Origin of the sequence: Pseudomonas sp. R5(2019) (assembly GCF_009905435.1) — a bacterium.
Taxonomy (GTDB): domain Bacteria; phylum Pseudomonadota; class Gammaproteobacteria; order Pseudomonadales; family Pseudomonadaceae; genus Aquipseudomonas.
Map to the genome: position 1 here is coordinate 133,312 of NZ_JAAAMT010000009.1, position 18,501 is coordinate 151,812.

Genomic DNA, 18,501 nt, shown 5'->3' on the forward strand with positions numbered 1-18,501 from the left:
GAATTCTTCGCGAGCAAGCTCGGCTCCTACAGGATCGCGTTAATCCCAGCATCACTGCAATCCAGGTAGGGGCCAAGCTTGTCGGGGCGCCGAATCGTCGCGATATAGGCGACGCGGTGCATCTGACCGACTACCGAACGCTGCTATCAACCAGTGGACGGCTTGTCATATAAAGCTTCAATCGCATCCAGCAGCGAATCGACCAACGCCTTGGCCATTTCCGCCGAATGCACGGTCGACCAGATCATTCCGCGTCCTTCTTCATTGGTATGCCTGACAGCTTGATTAGAAGTATCCAGCACACATTTGAGGTAGAGGGACGCGTGAGTCAACGCGTCTTCGATATCGACACCACCCACCACGGCAAACAGAGGCCCATGCGGAGCGTCGCATGAGCCGAACGGGGTGGTGACGGTTTTCAGGTTAGTGAAGGAATGGGGTGGATCGGGAACAAGCTTTTTCATGTCATTTACTCGCGGTTGGCGCCATCCGCTCGTTTCCACACGATTGGGTGATAGCTGTACGCGGGGTGGAAAACCGGTGCGAGTGTCCCGGCAGGACCGAAGCCCTCCCGCGCACAGCCATCATTAACTGACATGCCATAAGGCACGCCAACCATGGGCTGCTACACGCTCGCCGCCGGGTTTCCACACCCGATCGCTGAACATTCAGCGACCGAAAAAGCCTAAGGGTGGGCGGTCCCATGGACAAGTTCATGGCTGGCGACGCGGGTTGTAGGGTATTTCCTGGCAGCAGGACTATGCGAGAGGCTTATAGAAGTAAAGTAGAGGATTAGGGAATTACTTCTGTAGGAATAGTCGGTTACCTACCTTACCCACAATTCCAGTGGGCCTGCCTGTGGATAACATGTAGACCGATGGCGCTAGCCTCCGGTCTGCCTGGGGTAAACCGGAGTTGATCGAATTTTGTACAGGCGCCTTCTTCCTGTCAGTGATACCGCGGTGAATTCTTCGCGAGCAAGCTCGGCTCCTACAGGGACCGCGTTAATGCCAGCATCACCGCACCCAAGTAGGAGCCGAGCTCGCTCGCGATATAGGCGCCACGGTGTGTCTGAACGACCGCGAACGCCTGCTCAGCAGGCCCGGCTCTTGATTACATCCGATACCCGCCCCCCGGCGTACCTTCATGCAAATCTACCCAGCGAGTATGTTCGCGACTTGCTTCGAGGCCTCACCCCAAAAACGCCCCCCGATATTCCCCCGGCGTCACCCCCAACCCCTGCCGAAACCGATTCGCAAAATGACTCGCACTGGCAAACCCGCACGCCAACGCCACCTCACCCAACGGCAAACTGCCGTACCGCAGCAAATGCCTGGCCCGAGCAAGCCGGCGAGCCAGAACGTATTGGTGTGGCGGCAGGCCGAAGCTTGTGCGGAACATGCGGGCAAAGTGGTATTCGGAAAGGCTACACAGCCCGGCCAGTTGCCCAAGGCTGAGCGGTTGGTCCAGCTGCATTTCGATAAAGTCCACCAACTGGCGCCGTTGGTGCGCCGCCAGGCCGCCTTTGAGTTTGAGGCCCTGGCGAATGCCGACCTGGCTGAGCAGGGCATGGCCGAGCAGTTCGTGGGCCAGGCTGCTGGTGAGCACCCGCTCGCCCGGCTCGTTCCAGTTCAGGTTGATCAACTGGTTAAAACGCTGGGTTTGCACCGGGTCGTCGAGGAAGGTGGCTTCGCGCAGTTGCAGTTCCCGGGGTTCGCGGTCGAGCAGGCCGATGCAGCCCAGGGCGAATTGTTCCTGGCTGAAGTACAGGTGCACCAGGCGGATCTTGCCGTTGATGATCCACGCCGATTCATGCCCGGCTGGCAACACGCAGAGTTTGCCCGGTGCGCCTTTGCTGGCCGGGCTTTCGCGGCGAAAGGTCTCGGTGCCGCCGTCGATGTAGCACGACAGCGTGTGGTGGCTCGGCGCCTGGTAGTCGCGGGCGTCGTGGTGGTTGTTCCACAAGGCCGCGCCCATGCCGTCGCCCAACTCGGCGCTGTGCTCAAGGCGAGCATTGGGCGAGCTGTTCAAGGATTGGAAGACTTGTAGTTGGGCCAGGTTGGTCATGGGCATTACCTCAGGGCTCATCCTACTCCGAGCACCAGGCCCTGCCAGCAGCGCCAAGGAAAAAAGCGCAAGTTTGTGCAAGTCGAAAATTTCGATGGCAAAGACACTGAAGGCTCTGTGGAGGAGCCTGAGTATGAACCTGTCTTTGTATCTGTTGACCGTCCTGATCTGGGGCACCACCTGGATCGCCCTGAAATTGCAGCTGGGCGTGGTCGAGATTCCGGTGTCGATCGTTTATCGCTTTGGCCTGGCCGCGCTGGTGCTGTTTGTGATTCTGCTTATCGGCCGCCGCCTGCAGCCGATGAATCGGCGCGGGCACCTCATTTGCCTGGCACAGGGGCTGTGCCTGTTCTGCGTGAACTTCATGTGCTTCCTCACCGCCAGTCAGTGGATCCCCAGCGGCTTGATCGCAGTGGTGTTTTCCACCGCCACCTTGTGGAATGCGCTCAATGCCCGGGTGTTTTTCGGCCAGAAAATCGCAGCCAACGTACTGGGTGGCGGTGCACTCGGGCTGTGTGGGCTTGGCCTGTTGTTCTGGCCTGAACTGGCCGGGCATGCGGCCAGCCGTGAAACGGTGATCGGGCTGGCCCTGGCCCTGTTTGGCACCCTGTGTTTCTCGGCGGGCAACATGCTGTCGAGCCTGCAGCAAAAGGCGGGCCTCAAGCCGTTGACGACCAACGCCTGGGGGATGCTCTACGGCGCGTCGATGCTGGCGGTGTACTGCGTGGTCAGCAGCATTCCATTCGCGATGGAGTGGAATACCCGCTATGTCGGCTCACTGCTGTACCTGGTGATCCCGGGTTCGGTAATCGGCTTTACCGCCTACCTGACGCTGGTCGGTCGCATGGGGCCGGAGCGCGCGGCCTACTGCACGGTATTGTTCCCGCTGGTGGCGCTGAACGTGTCCGCGTATGCCGAAGGCTACCAGTGGACCCTGCCGGCATTGGCCGGGCTGGTGCTGGTGATGTTCGGCAACGTGCTGGTGTTTCGCAAGCCCCGGCCCGTACAGCCGCTGCCGCCCTTGCAGGGCAGTCTGAAACCGCAGTAAGCGAGGCTCGACTACACTGGGTGGCGGCGGCGATCATGGCGGAGGGTGATTGCCCTCTTCATGAGGAGACATGATGGGCCGCAACTCACTGTTCGATCGGGTGCTGTCACCGCGTGAAACGCTGGTGCTGTTTGCGGTTGCCGCGTTCGTGTTTGTCTACCCCCTGATACTCGCCGACTTTTTCTACATCGATGACAGCTGGCGTTCGCAGCTGGCCGGCACCGGCTGGCGCGAAGAGGGCCGGTGGTTCAATGAGCTGTTTTATACGGCGCTGACCTTTACCGGGGCAGCGCCGAATATCTTCCCCCTGCCGCTGTTGATTGCCACGCTGGCGATGGCTTTTGCCTTGCGCCGGCTGACTTTTCATTATTTCCCGCAGCCCACGCTCAGCGCCTGCCTGGTGGTGCTGCCGCTGTGGTACAGCCCTTATTTTCTGCAGAACCTGTCGTATCAATATGACGGGCCAACCATGGCCTTGAGCGTGGTGGCGATGGTCTATGCGCTGACGTTCCAGTCCCGCCACCGCTGGCTGCAGATACTCTGGCCAGGCGTGCTGATCGCCGTGGCCATGGGCTTTTACCAGTTGAGCCTGAATGTGTTTATCGGGCTGTGTTGCATCGAGGTGGTGCGCGTCGTCGTCGAGCGCCAGCCGCCGGACCGGGCCTGGCGATTGGCGCTGTACAAAGTGGGGCAACTGTTGGCCGGCGGCCTCGTTTATTACCTCACGGCCTACCGTTTCATGACGCAATTGCGGCAGGGCTTGCTGGGTATCCAGCCAGACCTTTTCAGCGAGTTGGGCACGCGCCTGGCACTGGTCGCCGCCCGCGTCGGCTTGCTGGTCAATGACGGCAACCGCTGGCTGTGCCTGCTGTTGGGAGTCGGCGCTGTTGTCGGCTGGCTCTGGGCAGTCTGGCGAATGCGCGGCCAGCCGCGTCTGCACAGCGCGGTGGCGCTGGTGTTTTACCTGTTGAGTCTGCCGCTGATCCTGGTCTGCATATCGGGCATCACCTTGCTGTTTCGCGACTTCAACGACGGCGCGCGGACGCTGATGGGCCTCTCCAGCGTGCTGGTGCTGGTGTTGTACCTGAACCACAGCGTGCTGCATAAAATTCAGCCGCGCCTAGGCTTGCTGCTGATCGTGCCGGTGCTCTGCCTGTTGTCCTTCAGCTACGCCTACGGGCGCGTCCTGAATGTGCAAAAAGAGCTGACCAACACCGTGTTGCAGCAGCTGAGCCACGACCTGGGCAGCCACCGCGAACTGCGCGAGGCGCACACGCTCTACATGCTCAATATTGGCACCACCGCGGCGTGGCTGCCGGCGGCCAGAGGTTCGAACACGCTGATGCCGGCCTTGAAGTACGTGCTGAATATCAACTTTTTTGTCCTCCCGGAAATGCTCCCCCGGGCCGGCTGGACCAACGTGATACAAAGCAACCCGCCTTACTCGGCGGCGCAACTGGCGCAGAATGGGTTCTTGCCACTGGTGCAGGGCAGGTTCTATGACCTGTATGCACTCCAGGGCGACGGCTACATCGTGATGAAGCCGGTGACCGACGCCGAGAGCTATCAGTGGTAAACCTGTCTCCTGCGAAGAGGCCACTTCATGACCCAGTTGTTCGGCCGTTACTTTGCGGTGGGTTTGCTCAACTCCGGCATTCACTGGCTGGTGTTCCTGCTGCTGCATTGGGGCCTTGGCCAAGCCCAGGCCGTGAGCAACCTGGGGGCTTTTTGCGTGGCGGTGAGCTTTTCCTATATCACCAATGCCCGCTTCACCTTTGGGGTTCGCCCATCAGGCCTGCGCTATGTGCTGTTTATCGGCTTCATGGGGCTGGTCAGCCTGCTGGTCGGCCACAGCGCCGACCGCCTGACCCTGTCACCGTTGTTTACCCTGGTGCTGTATTCGACGTTCAGCCTGGTGGTGGGGTATCTGTTTTCGAAATTCGTCGTGTTCAGGAGAGCCTAAGCCGTGAAGATTTCCCTGATCGTTCCCGTGTTCAATGAAGAGCAGACGCTTGAGCTGTTCTATCGCGCCGTACGGGATGAGCCGGCACTGGCCGGGCTGACGGTAGAGATTATCTTCGTCAACGATGGCAGCACCGACCGCACCGATGCCATCACCAGGGCCCTGGCTCAGGACGATGACTACGTGCTGGTGATCAACTTTTCCCGCAACTTCGGCAAGGAATCGGCACTGTTCGCCGGGCTGGAATATGCCAGTGGCGAGGCGGTGATCCCGATCGATGTCGACCTGCAAGACCCGATTGCCGTCATCCCGATGATGCTGCGCGAATGGCACAACGGCGCCGACGTGGTATTGGCCAAGCGCCGCGACCGCTCGGCCGACAGCTACCTCAAACGCCGTTCGGCGGCGATGTTCTATCACCTGCATAACAAGATCGCGTACACCAAGATCGAGGAAAACGTCGGCGACTTCCGCCTGATGGACCGCAAGGTGGTGCAGGCCATCCTGCAACTGCCTGAGCACCAGCTGTTCATGAAGGGTGTGCTGTCGTGGGTGGGTTTCAGGACGGTGGTGGTCGAATACGACCGCGCCGAGCGGGTGGCGGGAGAGAGCAAATTCAACGGCTGGAAACTCTGGAACCTGGCGCTGGAAGGCATCACTTCATTCAGCACCGTGCCGCTGCGCTTGTGGACCTACGTAGGCGGGGCGGTTTCGCTGTTTGCGCTGGGCTATGCGGTGTACATGGTGCTGGACAAGCTCATCAACGGCAACGGCGTGCCGGGGTACCCGTCGCTGATGACGGCGATCCTGTTTCTGGGTGGGGTTCAGCTGATCGGGATTGGGGTGCTGGGGGAGTACATCGGACGGATTTATATGGAGACCAAGCAACGGCCGCGGTATGTGGTGAAGAATGTGGTGGGGCGGGATCGGGTGCATCGGTAATTACATGGACTCGCCCACGATGGCCGCACCGCGGTGCGTCAGATACACCGCAGCGCCTGCATCGGTAGGAGCAAGGCTTGCCTGCGATGGTCTCACCGCGGTGTATCTGACACACCGCGGCGCCTGCATCGCGAGCAAGCTCAGCTCCTACAGAGCGCCGGGGTCAGCCCTTCCAGACCTGCGGGTTCACCAGATCCCGTGGCCGCTCACCCAGCAGCGCTGCGCGCAGGTTGTCGATGGCGCGGTTGGCCATGGCGTCGCGGGTTTCCGAGGTGGCCGAGCCGATGTGCGGCAAGGTCACGGCGTTCTTGAGCTGGAACAGCGGCGATTCGGCCAGCGGCTCTTTCTCGTACACGTCCAGCCCCGCGCCGCGAATGGTGCCTTGCTGCAAGGCCTGAATCAGCGCCGGCTCATCTACCACCGGACCACGGCTGATGTTGATCAGGAACGCGCTCGGTTTCATCAAGGCCAGTTGCTCATGGCTGATCATGTGGCGGGTTTTTTCGCTCAATGGCACCACCAGGCAGACAAAGTCCGATTCGGCCAGCAGTTGCTCAAGGCTGCGGTACTGCGCGCCCAGTTCTTGTTCCAGCGCGGTCTTGCGGCTGTTGCCGCTGTACAGGATCGGCATGTTGAAGCCCAGCCGGCCACGGCGGGCGATAGCTGCGCCGATGTTGCCCATGCCGACGATGCCCAGGGTCTTGCCATACACGTCGCTGCCGAACTGGGCCGGGGCAACGGTGGCTTTCCACTCGCCGGCCTTGGTCCAGGCGTCCAGCTCGGCCACTCGGCGGGCGCTGCTCATGATCAGCGAGAAGCCAAGGTCCGCGGTGCTTTCGGTCAGCACGTCGGGGGTGTTGGTGAGCATCAGCCCGCGTTCGTTGAAATAGGCCACGTCGTAGTTGTCGTAACCGACCGAGACGCTGGACACCACTTCAAGGTTTTTAGCCCCCTCAAGCTGCGCACGGCCCAGCGGGCGGCCGGCGCCGATCAGGCCGTGGGCGTGGGGCAGGGCTTCGTTGAACTGGGCGGCGATGTCGCCCTGTTTCGGATTCGGGATGATCACGTTGAAGTCTTGCTGCAGGCGCTCGGCCATGGGTGCCGTGATGCGGCTGAAGGCAAGGACAGTCTTTTTCATCGGGCAAATTCTCGGCGGACGGTGGAATGAAAGCGGCTAACAGGTAGCACGCTAACATTCTCTCCCGCCATTCTCCATTGCCAGAGCGCATCCCGATCTCAATTGGCGACCATCAGCACATGGGTCTTCAGGTCGGCCTCATGGGCCGCGAGGATCTCCGGCAACGAGTTGCGCAGGTATTCGACCCAGGTCTTGATCTTGGCATCCAGGTACTGGCGCGACGGGTAGATCGCATACAGGTTCAGCTCCTGCAACCGGTACTGCGGCATGACCCGCACCAGCGTGCCGTTGCGCAGCCCCTCGATGGCCGAATAGATCGGCAGCACGCCGACGCCCATGCCACTGCCGATGGCAGCCGTCATGGCATCGGCGGAGTTCACCTGGAAGGGCGCATTGGGAATGGTCACCATTTCCTGGCCTTCCGGGCCGTCGAACACCCACTTTTCCAGCGGGATCACCGGGCTGACCATGCGCAGGCAAGCGTGCTTGAGCAGGTCGCTGGGCTTTTGCGCGATGCCGTGGGTTTGCACGTATTCGGGCGAAGCGCAGACGATGCTGTAGGTAATGCCCAGGCGCTGGGACACGAAGCCCGAGTCGGGCAGTTCGCTGGCCAGCACGATCGACACGTCGTAGCCCTCGTCGAGCAGGTCTGGCACACGGTTGGCCATGGTCAGGTCGAAGGTCACGTCAGGGTGCGTCTTGCGATAGCGGGCGATGGCATCGATGACGTAGTGCTGACCGACGCCGGTCATCGAGTGCACTTTCAGCACGCCAGCCGGGCGCGCGTGGGCGTCGCTGGCCTCGGCTTCGGCTTCCTCGACATAGGTGAGGATCTGTTCGCAGCGCATCAGGTAGCGCTTGCCCGCTTCAGTCAGGGCAATGCGCCGGGTGGTGCGGTTGAGCAGGCGGGTTTGCAAATGCGCTTCAAGATTGGAAACGGCTCGCGAAACGTTGGCGGTCGTCGTATCCAACTGCACGGCGGCGGCAGTGAAACTGCCGACCTGGGCCACGCAACTGAAGGCACGCATGTTTTGCAGGGTGTCCATGGGTCGCTCTCTGAATAGACGACAAATTGTGACACGAAGTGTCAGGTTCAGTCTTCAGACTAAAGCCGGATTATCACCGGATCTGTAATAAAGATTCGCAGTAATCCCGGCTTATCGCCAACCCGTTGCGCCCCCTAGAATTGTGCCTCTCAAAGCGTTATCCACCTCTATCGGGAACTCGCCGTTGTGCCGCGTCGCATCAAAAGAAAGCTGAACGCTTTCAGTGTATGGGCTTTAACCTTGACCCTCAGCGGCTGCATCGGAACCGGAGGTATCGCGCCACAAGGCACGGCGTTGCAAGCCAATGCCCTGGCGACAGATGAAGCCATCCAGGCCGCGGCCAAGGATGCGCACTGGCCAACCCAGCATTGGTGGTCGGCCTATGGTGACCCGCAACTGGACCGCTGGATCGCTCTGTCGGTGCAAGACAGCCCGACCCTGGCCATGGCCGCCGCGCGGGTCCGCCAGGCCAAGGCCATGGCCGGCGTGGTCGAATCCGCCGAGTCCTTGCAGATCAATGGCGAGTCGACGCTCAAGCGCCACAACTGGCCAGAAGATCAGTTCTACGGTCCCGGCGCGCTGTCCGGCGCCAACACCTGGGACAACAATGCCGCCATCGGCTTCAGCTATGCGCTGGACCTCTGGGGCCGTGAGCGCAATGCCAGCGAGCAGGCCGTGGACCTGGCCCACATGTCCGTGGCCCAGGCCCGCCAGGCCCAGCTTGAACTGCAGAACAACATCGTGCGCGTGTACATCCAGCTGTCGCTGCACTACGCCCAGCGCGACATCGTCAAGGCCACGCTGGCGCAGCAGGAACAGATCCTGGAGCTTGCCGAGCGACGCCTGAAGGGCGGCATTGGCACCCACTTCGAAGTCAGCCAGGCGCAAACGCCATTGCCCGAAACCCATCGGCAACTGGACGTCCTCGACGAAGAAATCGCCCTGAGCCGCAACCAGTTGGCCGCACTCGCGGGCAAGGGGCCGGGGGCGGGCGCACAACTGCAACGCCCGACGCTGTCGCTGAATACCGCCTTGAAACTGCCGTCGGCACTGCCGGCCGAACTGCTCGGCCAGCGCCCGGATGTGGTTGCCAGCCGCTGGCAAGTCGCGGCCCAGGCGCGTGGCATCGACGTGGCCCACGCAGGCTTCTACCCCAATGTCGACCTGGTCGGCAGCATCGGCTACATGGCCACCGGTGGCGGCGCGTTGGAGTTTTTGACCGGCAAGAAGCTCAACTACAACATTGGCCCGGCGATCACCTTGCCGATCTTCGATGGCGGCCGTCTGCGCGGGCAGTTGGGAGAAGCGTCGGCCGGTTATGACATGGCGGTGGCCCATTACAACCAGACCCTGGTCGAGGCGCTCAAGGGCATTTCCGATCAACTGATCCGCCGCGAGTCCATGGACAAGCAACAGCACTTCGCCGAGGAGTCAGTAGCGTCGGCCCGGAAAACCTGTGACATCGCCCTGATCGCCTACCAGCGCGGCTTGACCGACTACCTCAATGTGCTCAACGCCCAGACCTTGCTGTTTCGCCAGCAGCAGATCGAACAGCAGGTTCAGGCCGCGCGCCTGAGTGCCCACGCCGAGCTGGTTACCGCGCTCGGCGGCGGCCTGAATGCCGGCGCCGATGTGCCGACGCAAGACCAGACCCAGGCACCGAAAACCCCGGCGGCCCTGGCCGTGTTCGATCACTGAGGCGGTGGCGATGAACCTGTGGTTGATGCCGTTTCGCTGGCTCGGTTCGCTGGAATGGCGCCGGGGCTTTTTTGAATGGGCGCGCAGCGATGGCGTGACCTGGGTGTACATCTTCAAGGTGCTGACCGCGGCGTTCCTGACGTTGTGGCTGGCCATGCGCCTGGAATTGCCGCAGCCACGCACAGCGATGATCACGGTGTTTATCGTGATGCAGTTGCAGAGCGGGCATGTGTTCGCCAAGAGCTTCTATCGGTTTTTGGGTACCCTGGCCGGTTCGACCGTCACTGTCGGGCTGGTGGCGTTGTTCCCGCAGAATACCGAGCTGTTTCTACCGGCCCTGGCCATTTGGGTCGGCATCTGCACCGCTGGTGCCGTGCGCCAGCGCAACTTTCGTGGCTATGGCTTCGTGCTGGCCGGTTACACCGCGGCCATGGTCGGCTTGCCGGTGTTGTCGCACCCGGACGGGGCCTTTATGGCGGCGGTCTGGCGGGTGCTGGAAATCAGCCTCGGGCTGGTGGTGTCCACCGCCGTCAGCGCCGCGATCCTGCCTCAGTCGGCCAGTGCCTCGATGCGCAACGCCTTGTACCAGCGCTTCGGCGTGTTTGCCGGCTTCGTCACCGAAGGCCTGCGCGGCAACAGCCAGCGTGACCGCTTTGAGAGCAGCAACGTACGCTTTATCGCAGAAGCGGTAGGCCTTGAAGGCCTGCGCGGGGTGGTGGCGTTTGAAGACCCACACATGCGTCGTCGCTCGGGCCGGGTCAGCCGCCTGAACAGTGAATTCATGGCCATTACCACGCGCTTCAATGCCTTGCATCAGCTGCTGGAGCGTATTCGCGGGCGTGGCCATGCCGAGATCGTCACGGCCATCGAGCCGGGCCTGCACGCCTTGGCAGACCTGCTCGACGGTTTCAGTGGCCGTGCCCTGACCGACGCCGATGCGGCGCGCCTGGCGACCCAGTTGGCGCAGTACAAGGACGACCTGCCGGGCCATGTGCGCCGCCTGCGCGAGCGCTTTGTCGAAAGCGGCCCGCAGGATGATGACCTGTTGGATTTCCACACCGCGTACGAGTTGCTCTACCGCTTTGTCGACGACCTGTACAGCTACGCCCAGACCCACGCCTCGCTGGCCGATCACAGCCACGATCGTGAACGCTGGGACGAACCTTTCATGCCCCAGACCAACTGGTGGGTGTCGTTGTCAGCGGGCTTGCGGGCGTCCTCGATCCTGCTGATCCTGGGCAGCTACTGGATCGCCACGGCCTGGCCCAGCGGCGCCGTCATGACCCTGGTGGCAGCCGCCACCGTCGGGCTTTCGGCGGCCACGCCCAACCCCAAGCGTATGTCGTTTCAGATGGCCTGCGGCACCTTGCTGGGCGCATTGGTGGGCTTTGCCGAAACCTTCTTCGTGTTCCCGTGGATCGACGGCTTTCCCTTGCTTTGCATGGTGCTGGCGCCGGTGTTGATTCTCGGCGCCTTCCTCGCCTCGCGACCGTTGTATGCCGGCTACGGCGTCGGCCTGCTGATCTTCTTTTCGATCGGCTCGGTGCCCGACAACCTCACCGTCTACAACCCCTACGCCTTTATCAACGATTACATCGGCATGGTCATTGGCATGCTGGTCTGCGCCGCTGCCGGCGCGATCATCCTGCCACCCAACAGTCGCTGGCTGTGGCAACGGATGGAGCAGGACCTGCGGACGCAAGTGGTGTTCGCCATCAGTGGCCGCCTGCGTGGCCTGGGTTCAGCCTTCGAAAGTCGCTCGCGAGACGTGCTGCACCAGGCCTATGGGCTGGCCGCCGGCAAGCCCCAGGTGCAGCGCGACCTGCTGCGCTGGATGTTCGTGGTGCTGGAAGTCGGCCACGCGATCATCGAGCTGCGCCGTGAACAGGCGATCCTGCCGGTGCACCCGGCCTATGCCGAATCCCAGCCCTGGCGCCAGGCGATCCGGGTGATGGGCAGGGCGCTGGTGCGGCTGTTCATTGCGCCCAGCGCGAGCAATCTGGAGCGGGCACTGGTGGCGGTCGATCATGCCATCGGCCGGGTCCAGGCCACCGATGAGCCCTTTGCCCGTCACTTCGATACCTCGGCCCTGCGCCGGGTGCAGAGTTACCTCCACTTTATCCGCACCTGCTTGCTCGACCCGCAATCGCCGCTGGCCGAGCTTGCGACCGGCCGCGTGGCAAGCGTGCCTTGCGGTTTGACCCCGTCTGGATTGATCCATGCCCCGTGAATTCGCCTTCCACGGCATCTACATGCCGACCGTTTCCTTGATGTTCCTGTTGGCTGCGGTGGTGGCCTGGGGCTTTGACCGGCTGCTCAGCGGCCTGGACCTGTACCGCTTCTTCTGGCACCCGGCGCTGCTGCGCCTCTGCCTGTTCGTGTGCATCTTCGGCGCCATGGCGCTCACTGTTTACCGTTGAGAAACTGACCGATGAAAAAGCTTTTCAGCCTGCTCGGGACCTTGCTTGTACTGGCCGTCGCCGTGGTGATCGGCCGCGAGCTGTGGGTCAACTACATGACCACGCCCTGGACCCGCGACGGGCGCGTGCGTGCCGACATCATCAACGTGGCAGCCGACGTGCCCGGTTATGTGGTGGACGTACCGGTGCGCGATAACCAGCGGGTGAAGAAGGGTGATGTGCTGCTGCAGATCGACCCCGAGCACTACCAGATCGCGGTCAAGCAGGCCGAAGCTTTGGTCGCGTCGCGCAAGGCGACCTGGGAGATGCGCAAGGTCAACGCCAGCCGCCGCGCCGACCTGGACAACCTGGTCATCTCCAGGGAAAGCCGCGACGACGCCAGCAACATTGCCAACTCCGCCCAAGCCGATTACCAACATGCCCAGGCGCAGCTGGAGGCGGCAAAGCTTGACCTGGCGCGCACGAAAATCCTCGCCACCGTGGATGGCTACGTCACCAACCTCAACGTGCACAAGGGCGACTACGCCCGGGTCGGCGAGGCGAAGATGGCGGTGGTCGACAAGGATTCGTTCTGGGTCTACGGCTTTTTCGAGGAGACCAAATTGCCCCACGTGAAGGTGGGCGATCAGGCCGAGCTGCAGATGATGAGCGGGGAGATGCTCAAGGGGCATGTGGAGAGTATTTCACGCGGGATCTACGACCGGGACAACCCAGAGAGCCGCGAGTTGATTGCCGATGTGAACCCGACATTCAACTGGGTCCGGCTGGCGCAGCGGGTGCCGGTGCGCATTCATATTGATGAAGTGCCGGAGGGGTTTTTGTTGGCGGCGGGGACGACGTGTACTGTTGTGGTGAAACCTCACGAGGGCTAAAAGCTTCGCGGATAAATCCGCTCCCACGAAAAGCCCTTGCACATCATGTGAGCAGGGTATGTGGGAGCGGATTTATCCGCGAATGAGGCCCTCAGCCTCCACACAAATTACTGGGCGATGGTCCTGATCGAAACCCCACGCTCAATCGGCGTCGAGCGCCCATAGATATCTTCAAACCGCTCGATATCGTCCTCACCCAAATAGCTGCCCGACTGCACTTCGATGATCTCCAGCGGGATCTTGCCCGGGTTGCGCAGGCGGTGCACCGAGGCGATCGGGATATAGGTCGACTGGTTCTCGGTCAGCAGGAACACGTTCTCGTCGCAGGTCACTTCGGCTGTACCGGACACCACGATCCAGTGCTCGGCGCGGTGGTGGTGCATCTGCAGCGACAGGCACGCCCCCGGCTTGACCGAGATGCGCTTGACCTGGAAGCGCCCGCCCATGTCCACCGAGTCGTACGAGCCCCACGGCCGGTACACTTCACAGTGGCTCTGCGTTTCGCTGCGGCCCTGTTCGTTGAGGGTGTTGACCAGTTGCTTGACGCCCTGGACCTTGTCCTTGTGGGCAATCATCATGGCGTCCTTGGTCTCGACCACGACGATGTTTTCCAGGCCAATCACCGACACCAGTTTGCCGTTGCCGTGGATCATGCAGTTGCGGCTGTCCTGGACTACCACGTCGCCCTTGGTGACGTTGCCGTTGTGATCTTTTTCATTCACGTCCCACAGCGACGACCAGCAGCCCACATCGCTCCAGCCGGCAGTCAGCGGCACCACGCAGGCGCGCTGGGTTTTTTCCATCACCGCGTAGTCGATGGAGTTGTCCGGGCAGCAGGCGAAGGTGGCTTCGTCGATGTCCACGCTGTCGGCAGTTTCGACGCTGCGCTCAAGGGTCAGCAGGCAGGTGTCGTAGATGTCGGCGTCGTGCTTTTTCAGCTCTTCGAGGTAGCGGCTGGCGCGGAACAGGAACATGCCGCTGTTCCAGAAATAACCGCCGGCCTGGACGAACTCGGTGGCACGTTTTTCATCGGGCTTTTCGACGAACTGGGCCACCCGGCTGACGCCTTCGGGCAGCAGTGCATCGTTGCTCGACTTGATATAGCCGTAGCCGGTTTCAGGCTTGGTGGCCGGTACACCGAACAACACCATCTCGCCACGCTCGGCGGCCACGGTGGCCAGGGCCAGGGCGCGTTGCAGGGCTTTCTGATCGTCGATCACGTGGTCGGCCGGCAGCACCAGCATCAACTCATCACGACCTTCGTTGACCAGCTTCATGGCGGTGATCGCCACCGCCGGTGCGGTGTTGCGGCCGAACGGTTCCATCAGGATCGCCTGGGTTTCAAGCTTCAGGGCGCTGAGCTGTTCGTTGACGATAAAGCGGTGGTCCTTGTTGCAGACCACGATGGGCGTGTCCATCCCCTCGAACACCAGGCGCGAGAGGGTTTGCTGGAACAGCGTGTGCTCGCCGGTCAGGGCGAGGAACTGCTTGGGGAACTGCTTGCGCGACAAAGGCCACAGACGCGAACCGCTACCACCAGAAAGAATGACCGGGATCATGGGTGTATCTCCGTAATGAAGTGGGCTGTTTAAGCTGGATCAGCGGGTCGAAACCGGGCGCTTGACCCAGACCGGGTTCAGGCTGCTGCCGGAGCCTGTGACGTACAGCACGGCCGCTTCACCGCGCTCCAGGGCCACGGGCTTGAGGTCGCTGACTTTCTTGTCGCCCTCATACAGCGCCAGGCTGACTTTCACCGGGTTGATTTCGCGTTCGCCACGGCCGTTGGCGGCCACCGGCTTGACCACTTCGGTCTTGCCGTCGGCGGTCTTGAGGGTCAGCGCCTGGTCGCTCAGGTTCTGCACCCGTACCAGGGATTTCTGCTTGTTCTTGAACGGCGGCTCTTCAACCAGCTTCGGCTCGCCACTGCTGTTGTTGACCAGGGTGTAGTAGTGGTCGGAGGCGAGCTTGACCGGCACGGTCTTGCTGCCCAGCCTGGCGCTGTAGTCGCCCTGGGGCATGAAGCTGAAGTCGCTGCTGGCCTGTGGCCCGATGGCGTTCATGTTGGTGTTGCCAACGGTGGCGCTGACTTCCTGGTTGCTGGCGTTGTAGACCCGCACAAAGGTCGAGCCTTTCGGTGCGGTAGGGCCGTAGAGCGCGGCGTCGGCGCCGGCGAAGGCTTGCAGCGACAGCACGCTGAGGCTGGCGGCCAGGGCACAGGCCTTGGCAATACGGGTGGTACGGTTGCGACGTTGGGTGGTGTGCAAGGTCATGTGCGTTTCCTCTCAGTGTTCCGTCCGATTGGACGACAGGGCCAGGTCTTGATTGGCATTGCGGGTTTTTTTCAAGCCAGCGATCCACTGCGGATCGAACTCGCTGAAATCGTTTTTCATCGGCAGGTAGCGTTCCGGGAATTCCCAGATCAGCACCTGCGGCGGGTTGCTCTTGAAGGCCTCGGTTTGCAGATACTTGAGCATCGGCAGCAGCGGGCCATGGCCGTCTTCGGCGTAATTGACCACGTCGCTCTTGAGCGCTTGTTGCAGCGCGCCGAGGAAGTTCCAGTGCGGGTTGGCGCTGTAGCTGGTGCCGACCAGTGCCACCGGGATTTCGCTGTCGACAAACAGCGCGTCGCCCGTGTCGCCAGCGTCGGTGGCGCGGGTGGTGCGTTGTTGCAGGCTGTCAGGGGCCGGCAGCAGGTCACTGAACAGCGGGTCGAGCGGCAGGAAGTTGGTCAGGTCGCCTTTGTACGGCGCACTCTTGGCGGCCTCGGTGACGAACTGCTGCGGCTCGCCGCTCAGCGGCAGCTGGCGGGCAATGGCGGCGCCCAGTTCCTGAGCGACCACTTCGGCGCCCAGCGGCGTCCAGTGGGTGTCGGTGCGCAGGAACACCTGGCCACGTTCCTTGGCCTGCAGCAGCGGCGTCAGCAGATCCGGGGCATAAATGCCGGCCTGGCGCGCCTGGGCATGGAACTCGTTGTAGAGGTCGGTGTGCAGGCTGGCCGGGGCCTCTTCGCCGATGTACTCGGAGTACAGGCGTGCCTTGGCCGGGACGATGGCCAACACCAGCTCCACCCCGTGTTGCTTGAGGGTGTCGCGCACGCCGCGCATCAGCGCCAGGTTTTCCTGTTCGAAGTGGTCGCTGTTGGCGACCGGCTTGAACTCTTCATCGCTGAACAGCCATTGCTCGCGACCGAGCACCACGCCCGGGCGGCCTTCGTTGAACAGTTTGAAATCCAGCGCGGCCCAGAGGTTGGTGCCCAGGCGCTTGACCGGGAATTCGGCGTCGTAATGGGTTTCAGTGGCCTTGGCCCACTTGCCGTTGAGCACGGTCATCTGGCTGGTGCGCTGCAAGCTTTGGAAAGCCCCCAGCGACCACAGCCCAAGCGCCACCAGCAGGCCGAGGAACAGGGCGATGTAGAGCAGTCGTAAGGATCGGGTCATGGTCGCCTCGCTCAAAACTGGAAGTAAAGGAACGGCGAATAGCTTTGCGCCGAGAGCTTCAGGATCGAGGCCACGAACAGCAGCAGCACCATGGCGCGCACGGCGTAGCGGGACCAGTCGATGGCTGCGGCGCCACCCGCGGTCGGCAGCATGATCTGCACCGGCTCGCGGGGTGCAGGCTTGGCGTTGCGGTAGAAGTCGAGCAGGCCGTAGATCGCCAGGGTCAGGTAGGCCACCACCAGGGTTGCCACTTGCAGACCGGTGAGGTTGGCGCGGTTGAGCTCCGACAGCTGCCAGTCACCGAAGCTGAACATGGCGCCGTACATGCGGCCGGCGACGTGCAGGTTTTCGGCGCGGAAGATCACCCAGCCGACCACCACCAGCAGGAAGGCGAAGGCCCAGCGGATCGGGTTGAAGCGTTGCGGCGCGGCATTGATGCCCAGCGCGCGCTCGATCGCCAGCCATAGGCCGTGCCACATGCCCCAGATGATGTAAGTGAAGTTGGCGCCGTGCCACAGGCCGCCCAGCAGCATGGTCAGGAACAGGTTGCGGTAGGTGGCGAAGCGACCGCCGCGGTTGCCGCCCAGGGTGATGTACAGGTAATCGCGCAGCCAGGTCGACAGGCTGATGTGCCAGCGCCGCCAGAATTCGGTGATCGATTGGCTGATGTACGGCTGCTTGAAGTTCTCCATGAAGCGGAAGCCCATCATCAGGCCCAGGCCGATGGCCATGTCGCTGTAGCCGGAGAAGTCGAAGTACAGCTGTGCGGTATACGCCAGCGCGCCGAGCCAGGCATCGCCAGTGGTCGGGTGTTGCAGTGCGAAGCAGTGGTCGGCGACGACGGCCAGGGTGTCGGCAATAAAGACCTTTTTGACAAAGCCCTGCATGAACCGGGTGCAGCCCTCGGAGAACTTGTCGAGGGTGTGGGTGCGGTTGTTGAACTGGTCCGCCAGGTCCTTGAAGCGCAGCACGGGGCCGGCGATCAAGTGCGGGAAGATCGCCACGAACGCGGCAAAGTCGATGAGATTGCGCGTCGCCGGGGTATCGCCACGGTAAACGTCGATGATGTAGCTGATCGATTCGAAGATGTAGAAGGAGATACCGATCGGCAGCAGCACGTGGGTCAGGATGAACGGCTCAAGACCAAACGACGTCATGATCGCGTTGAGGCTGTCGACCCCGAAATTGGCGTACTTGAAGTAGCCGAGGATGCCCAGGTCCACCGCCACGCCGAGCAGCAGCCAGCGCTGGGCGGGCTTGGTGCGCACGCCGGCGGCGCCGACTTTGAGGCCGATCCAGTAGTTCCACAGGGTGACGCCGGCAAACAGCGCCAGGAAGTCCACCCGCCACCAGGCGTAGAACACGTAGCTGGCGATCAGCAGCAGCAGGTTGCGATAGCGTTGTCCGCTCAAGTAGTACAAGCCGAGAAAGATCGGCAGGAACAGGAACAGAAACACGTTGGATGAAAACACCATCCCGATCTCTCCTTGTTGTATTCCGAATCAAGGGCCGCAGCCCCCCAAACCCCCCACTGAAATCCGGGGGGGAAACCAAAATTACTGTCTTGCGCTGTTCGCCTGTCCCTTATGGGAACGGGCTTCTAATGTGGGAGCGGATTTATCCGCGAATTGCCTCACCGCGATTCTTCAGATACACCGCACTGCATTCATTCGCGGATAAATCCGCTCCCACAAAAGCAGCTCCAACGGCCAATGCCGGTCAGTTAAGCAATTGAACGACGCAACCCTTGTAGGAGCGGACCTGGCCGCGATGGGCCGCGCAGCGGCCCCTGAGGCCAGTAATATCTGCGACTCAGCCAGCGAGTGTCGGCGGTTTCAGAATCGCCGGGGCCGCTGCGCGGCCCATCGCG

The 18,501-nt window shown here is 62.0% G+C and carries 16 protein-coding genes; 8 read left to right on the plus strand and 8 right to left on the minus strand.

Annotated elements, in window-relative coordinates:
* Window positions 1-146 precede the first annotated feature (146 nt).
* Both GUY40_RS08735 and GUY40_RS08740 read right to left on the minus strand, forming a co-directional pair.
* Window positions 147-464, minus strand: coding sequence for a DUF6124 family protein (locus GUY40_RS08735; protein ID WP_166568547.1), 318 nt, complete (start codon window positions 462-464; stop codon window positions 147-149).
* Between the two features lie 727 nt (window positions 465-1,191).
* Window positions 1,192-2,067 carry a helix-turn-helix domain-containing protein gene (locus tag GUY40_RS08740; RefSeq protein WP_166568548.1) on the minus strand — a complete coding sequence of 292 codons (876 nt, stop codon included), beginning with the start codon at window positions 2,065-2,067 and terminating at the stop codon, window positions 1,192-1,194.
* 133 nt (window positions 2,068-2,200) lie between these two features.
* Between GUY40_RS08740 and GUY40_RS08745 the strand changes: the two genes are divergently transcribed.
* From GUY40_RS08745 to GUY40_RS08760, 4 genes are all read left to right on the plus strand, one after another.
* A complete protein-coding gene (locus GUY40_RS08745) occupies window positions 2,201-3,115 on the plus strand; it encodes a DMT family transporter (RefSeq protein ID WP_166568549.1) in 915 nt (304 codons plus the stop codon).
* A gap of 70 nt (window positions 3,116-3,185) precedes the next feature.
* Window positions 3,186-4,691, plus strand: a complete 1,506-nt coding sequence (locus GUY40_RS08750; protein ID WP_166568550.1) for a glucosyltransferase domain-containing protein — start codon at window positions 3,186-3,188, stop codon at window positions 4,689-4,691.
* Window positions 4,692-4,718: 27 nt separating this feature from the next.
* On the plus strand, window positions 4,719-5,078 hold the full coding sequence (locus tag GUY40_RS08755; RefSeq protein ID WP_178117736.1) for a GtrA family protein: 360 nt from the start codon (window positions 4,719-4,721) through the stop codon (window positions 5,076-5,078).
* Window positions 5,079-5,081: 3 nt separating this feature from the next.
* Entirely contained in the window at window positions 5,082-6,020 is a 939-nt protein-coding gene (locus tag GUY40_RS08760) for a glycosyltransferase family 2 protein (protein WP_166568551.1), read from the plus strand.
* Between the two features lie 163 nt (window positions 6,021-6,183).
* Here the strand turns inward: GUY40_RS08760 and GUY40_RS08765 are convergent, their stop codons facing one another.
* Window positions 6,184-7,158 carry a D-glycerate dehydrogenase gene (locus tag GUY40_RS08765; RefSeq protein ID WP_166568552.1) on the minus strand — a complete coding sequence of 325 codons (975 nt, stop codon included), beginning with the start codon at window positions 7,156-7,158 and terminating at the stop codon, window positions 6,184-6,186.
* Between the two features lie 98 nt (window positions 7,159-7,256).
* The gene (locus GUY40_RS08770; RefSeq protein ID WP_166568553.1) at window positions 7,257-8,204 is read right to left on the minus strand and encodes a LysR family transcriptional regulator; all 948 of its coding nucleotides are present in this window, start codon (window positions 8,202-8,204) and stop codon (window positions 7,257-7,259) included.
* Window positions 8,205-8,390: 186 nt separating this feature from the next.
* On the opposite strand from GUY40_RS08770, the gene GUY40_RS08775 reads away from it, so the two are divergent.
* Genes GUY40_RS08775 through GUY40_RS08790 form a run of 4 tightly spaced genes read left to right on the plus strand, consistent with a single transcriptional unit; the run spans window position 8,391 to window position 13,194 of the window.
* A complete protein-coding gene (locus GUY40_RS08775) occupies window positions 8,391-9,902 on the plus strand; it encodes an efflux transporter outer membrane subunit (RefSeq protein ID WP_166568554.1) in 1,512 nt (503 codons plus the stop codon).
* A 10-nt stretch (window positions 9,903-9,912) separates the two neighbouring features.
* Window positions 9,913-12,132 carry an FUSC family protein gene (locus GUY40_RS08780; RefSeq protein WP_166568555.1) on the plus strand — a complete coding sequence of 740 codons (2,220 nt, stop codon included), beginning with the start codon at window positions 9,913-9,915 and terminating at the stop codon, window positions 12,130-12,132.
* Entirely contained in the window at window positions 12,122-12,322 is a 201-nt protein-coding gene (locus GUY40_RS08785) for a DUF1656 domain-containing protein (protein WP_166568556.1), read from the plus strand. The genes GUY40_RS08780 and GUY40_RS08785 overlap by 11 nt, the downstream gene beginning before the upstream one ends.
* 11 nt (window positions 12,323-12,333) lie before the next feature.
* A complete protein-coding gene (locus tag GUY40_RS08790; RefSeq protein WP_166568557.1) occupies window positions 12,334-13,194 on the plus strand; it encodes an HlyD family secretion protein in 861 nt (286 codons plus the stop codon).
* A gap of 107 nt (window positions 13,195-13,301) precedes the next feature.
* Here GUY40_RS08790 and GUY40_RS08795 read toward each other — a convergent pair whose 3' ends face one another.
* Genes GUY40_RS08795 through GUY40_RS08810 form a run of 4 tightly spaced genes read right to left on the minus strand, consistent with a single transcriptional unit; the run spans window position 13,302 to window position 18,106 of the window.
* The gene (locus GUY40_RS08795) at window positions 13,302-14,753 is read right to left on the minus strand and encodes a mannose-1-phosphate guanylyltransferase/mannose-6-phosphate isomerase (protein WP_166568558.1); all 1,452 of its coding nucleotides are present in this window, start codon (window positions 14,751-14,753) and stop codon (window positions 13,302-13,304) included.
* A gap of 39 nt (window positions 14,754-14,792) precedes the next feature.
* Window positions 14,793-15,464: an alginate O-acetyltransferase AlgF gene (locus GUY40_RS08800; RefSeq protein ID WP_166568559.1), complete on the minus strand. Its 672-nt coding sequence runs from the start codon at window positions 15,462-15,464 to the stop codon at window positions 14,793-14,795.
* A 12-nt stretch (window positions 15,465-15,476) separates the two neighbouring features.
* Entirely contained in the window at window positions 15,477-16,631 is a 1,155-nt protein-coding gene (locus tag GUY40_RS08805; RefSeq protein ID WP_166568560.1) for an alginate O-acetyltransferase, read from the minus strand.
* 11 nt (window positions 16,632-16,642) lie between these two features.
* A complete protein-coding gene (locus GUY40_RS08810) occupies window positions 16,643-18,106 on the minus strand; it encodes an MBOAT family protein (RefSeq protein WP_166568561.1) in 1,464 nt (487 codons plus the stop codon).
* Between the last annotated feature and the right edge of the window lie 395 nt (window positions 18,107-18,501).

What these genes read in the sequence shown, in the direction of transcription:
- GUY40_RS08800 (WP_166568559.1), bottom strand. Translation starts at nt 15,464, where the DNA reads ATGACCTTGCACACCACCCAACGTCGCAACCGTACCACCCGTATTGCC.
- GUY40_RS08740 (WP_166568548.1), bottom strand. Translation starts at nt 2,067, where the DNA reads ATGACCAACCTGGCCCAACTACAAGTCTTCCAATCCTTGAACAGCTCG.
- GUY40_RS08765 (WP_166568552.1), bottom strand. Translation starts at nt 7,158, where the DNA reads ATGAAAAAGACTGTCCTTGCCTTCAGCCGCATCACGGCACCCATGGCC.
- GUY40_RS08750 (WP_166568550.1), top strand. Translation starts at nt 3,186, where the DNA reads ATGATGGGCCGCAACTCACTGTTCGATCGGGTGCTGTCACCGCGTGAA.
- GUY40_RS08790 (WP_166568557.1), top strand. Translation starts at nt 12,334, where the DNA reads ATGAAAAAGCTTTTCAGCCTGCTCGGGACCTTGCTTGTACTGGCCGTC.
- GUY40_RS08735 (WP_166568547.1), bottom strand. Translation starts at nt 464, where the DNA reads ATGAAAAAGCTTGTTCCCGATCCACCCCATTCCTTCACTAACCTGAAA.
- GUY40_RS08770 (WP_166568553.1), bottom strand. Translation starts at nt 8,204, where the DNA reads ATGGACACCCTGCAAAACATGCGTGCCTTCAGTTGCGTGGCCCAGGTC.
- GUY40_RS08795 (WP_166568558.1), bottom strand. Translation starts at nt 14,753, where the DNA reads ATGATCCCGGTCATTCTTTCTGGTGGTAGCGGTTCGCGTCTGTGGCCT.
- GUY40_RS08780 (WP_166568555.1), top strand. Translation starts at nt 9,913, where the DNA reads ATGAACCTGTGGTTGATGCCGTTTCGCTGGCTCGGTTCGCTGGAATGG.
- GUY40_RS08810 (WP_166568561.1), bottom strand. Translation starts at nt 18,106, where the DNA reads ATGGTGTTTTCATCCAACGTGTTTCTGTTCCTGTTCCTGCCGATCTTT.
- GUY40_RS08785 (WP_166568556.1), top strand. Translation starts at nt 12,122, where the DNA reads ATGCCCCGTGAATTCGCCTTCCACGGCATCTACATGCCGACCGTTTCC.
- GUY40_RS08745 (WP_166568549.1), top strand. Translation starts at nt 2,201, where the DNA reads ATGAACCTGTCTTTGTATCTGTTGACCGTCCTGATCTGGGGCACCACC.
- GUY40_RS08755 (WP_178117736.1), top strand. Translation starts at nt 4,719, where the DNA reads ATGACCCAGTTGTTCGGCCGTTACTTTGCGGTGGGTTTGCTCAACTCC.
- GUY40_RS08805 (WP_166568560.1), bottom strand. Translation starts at nt 16,631, where the DNA reads ATGACCCGATCCTTACGACTGCTCTACATCGCCCTGTTCCTCGGCCTG.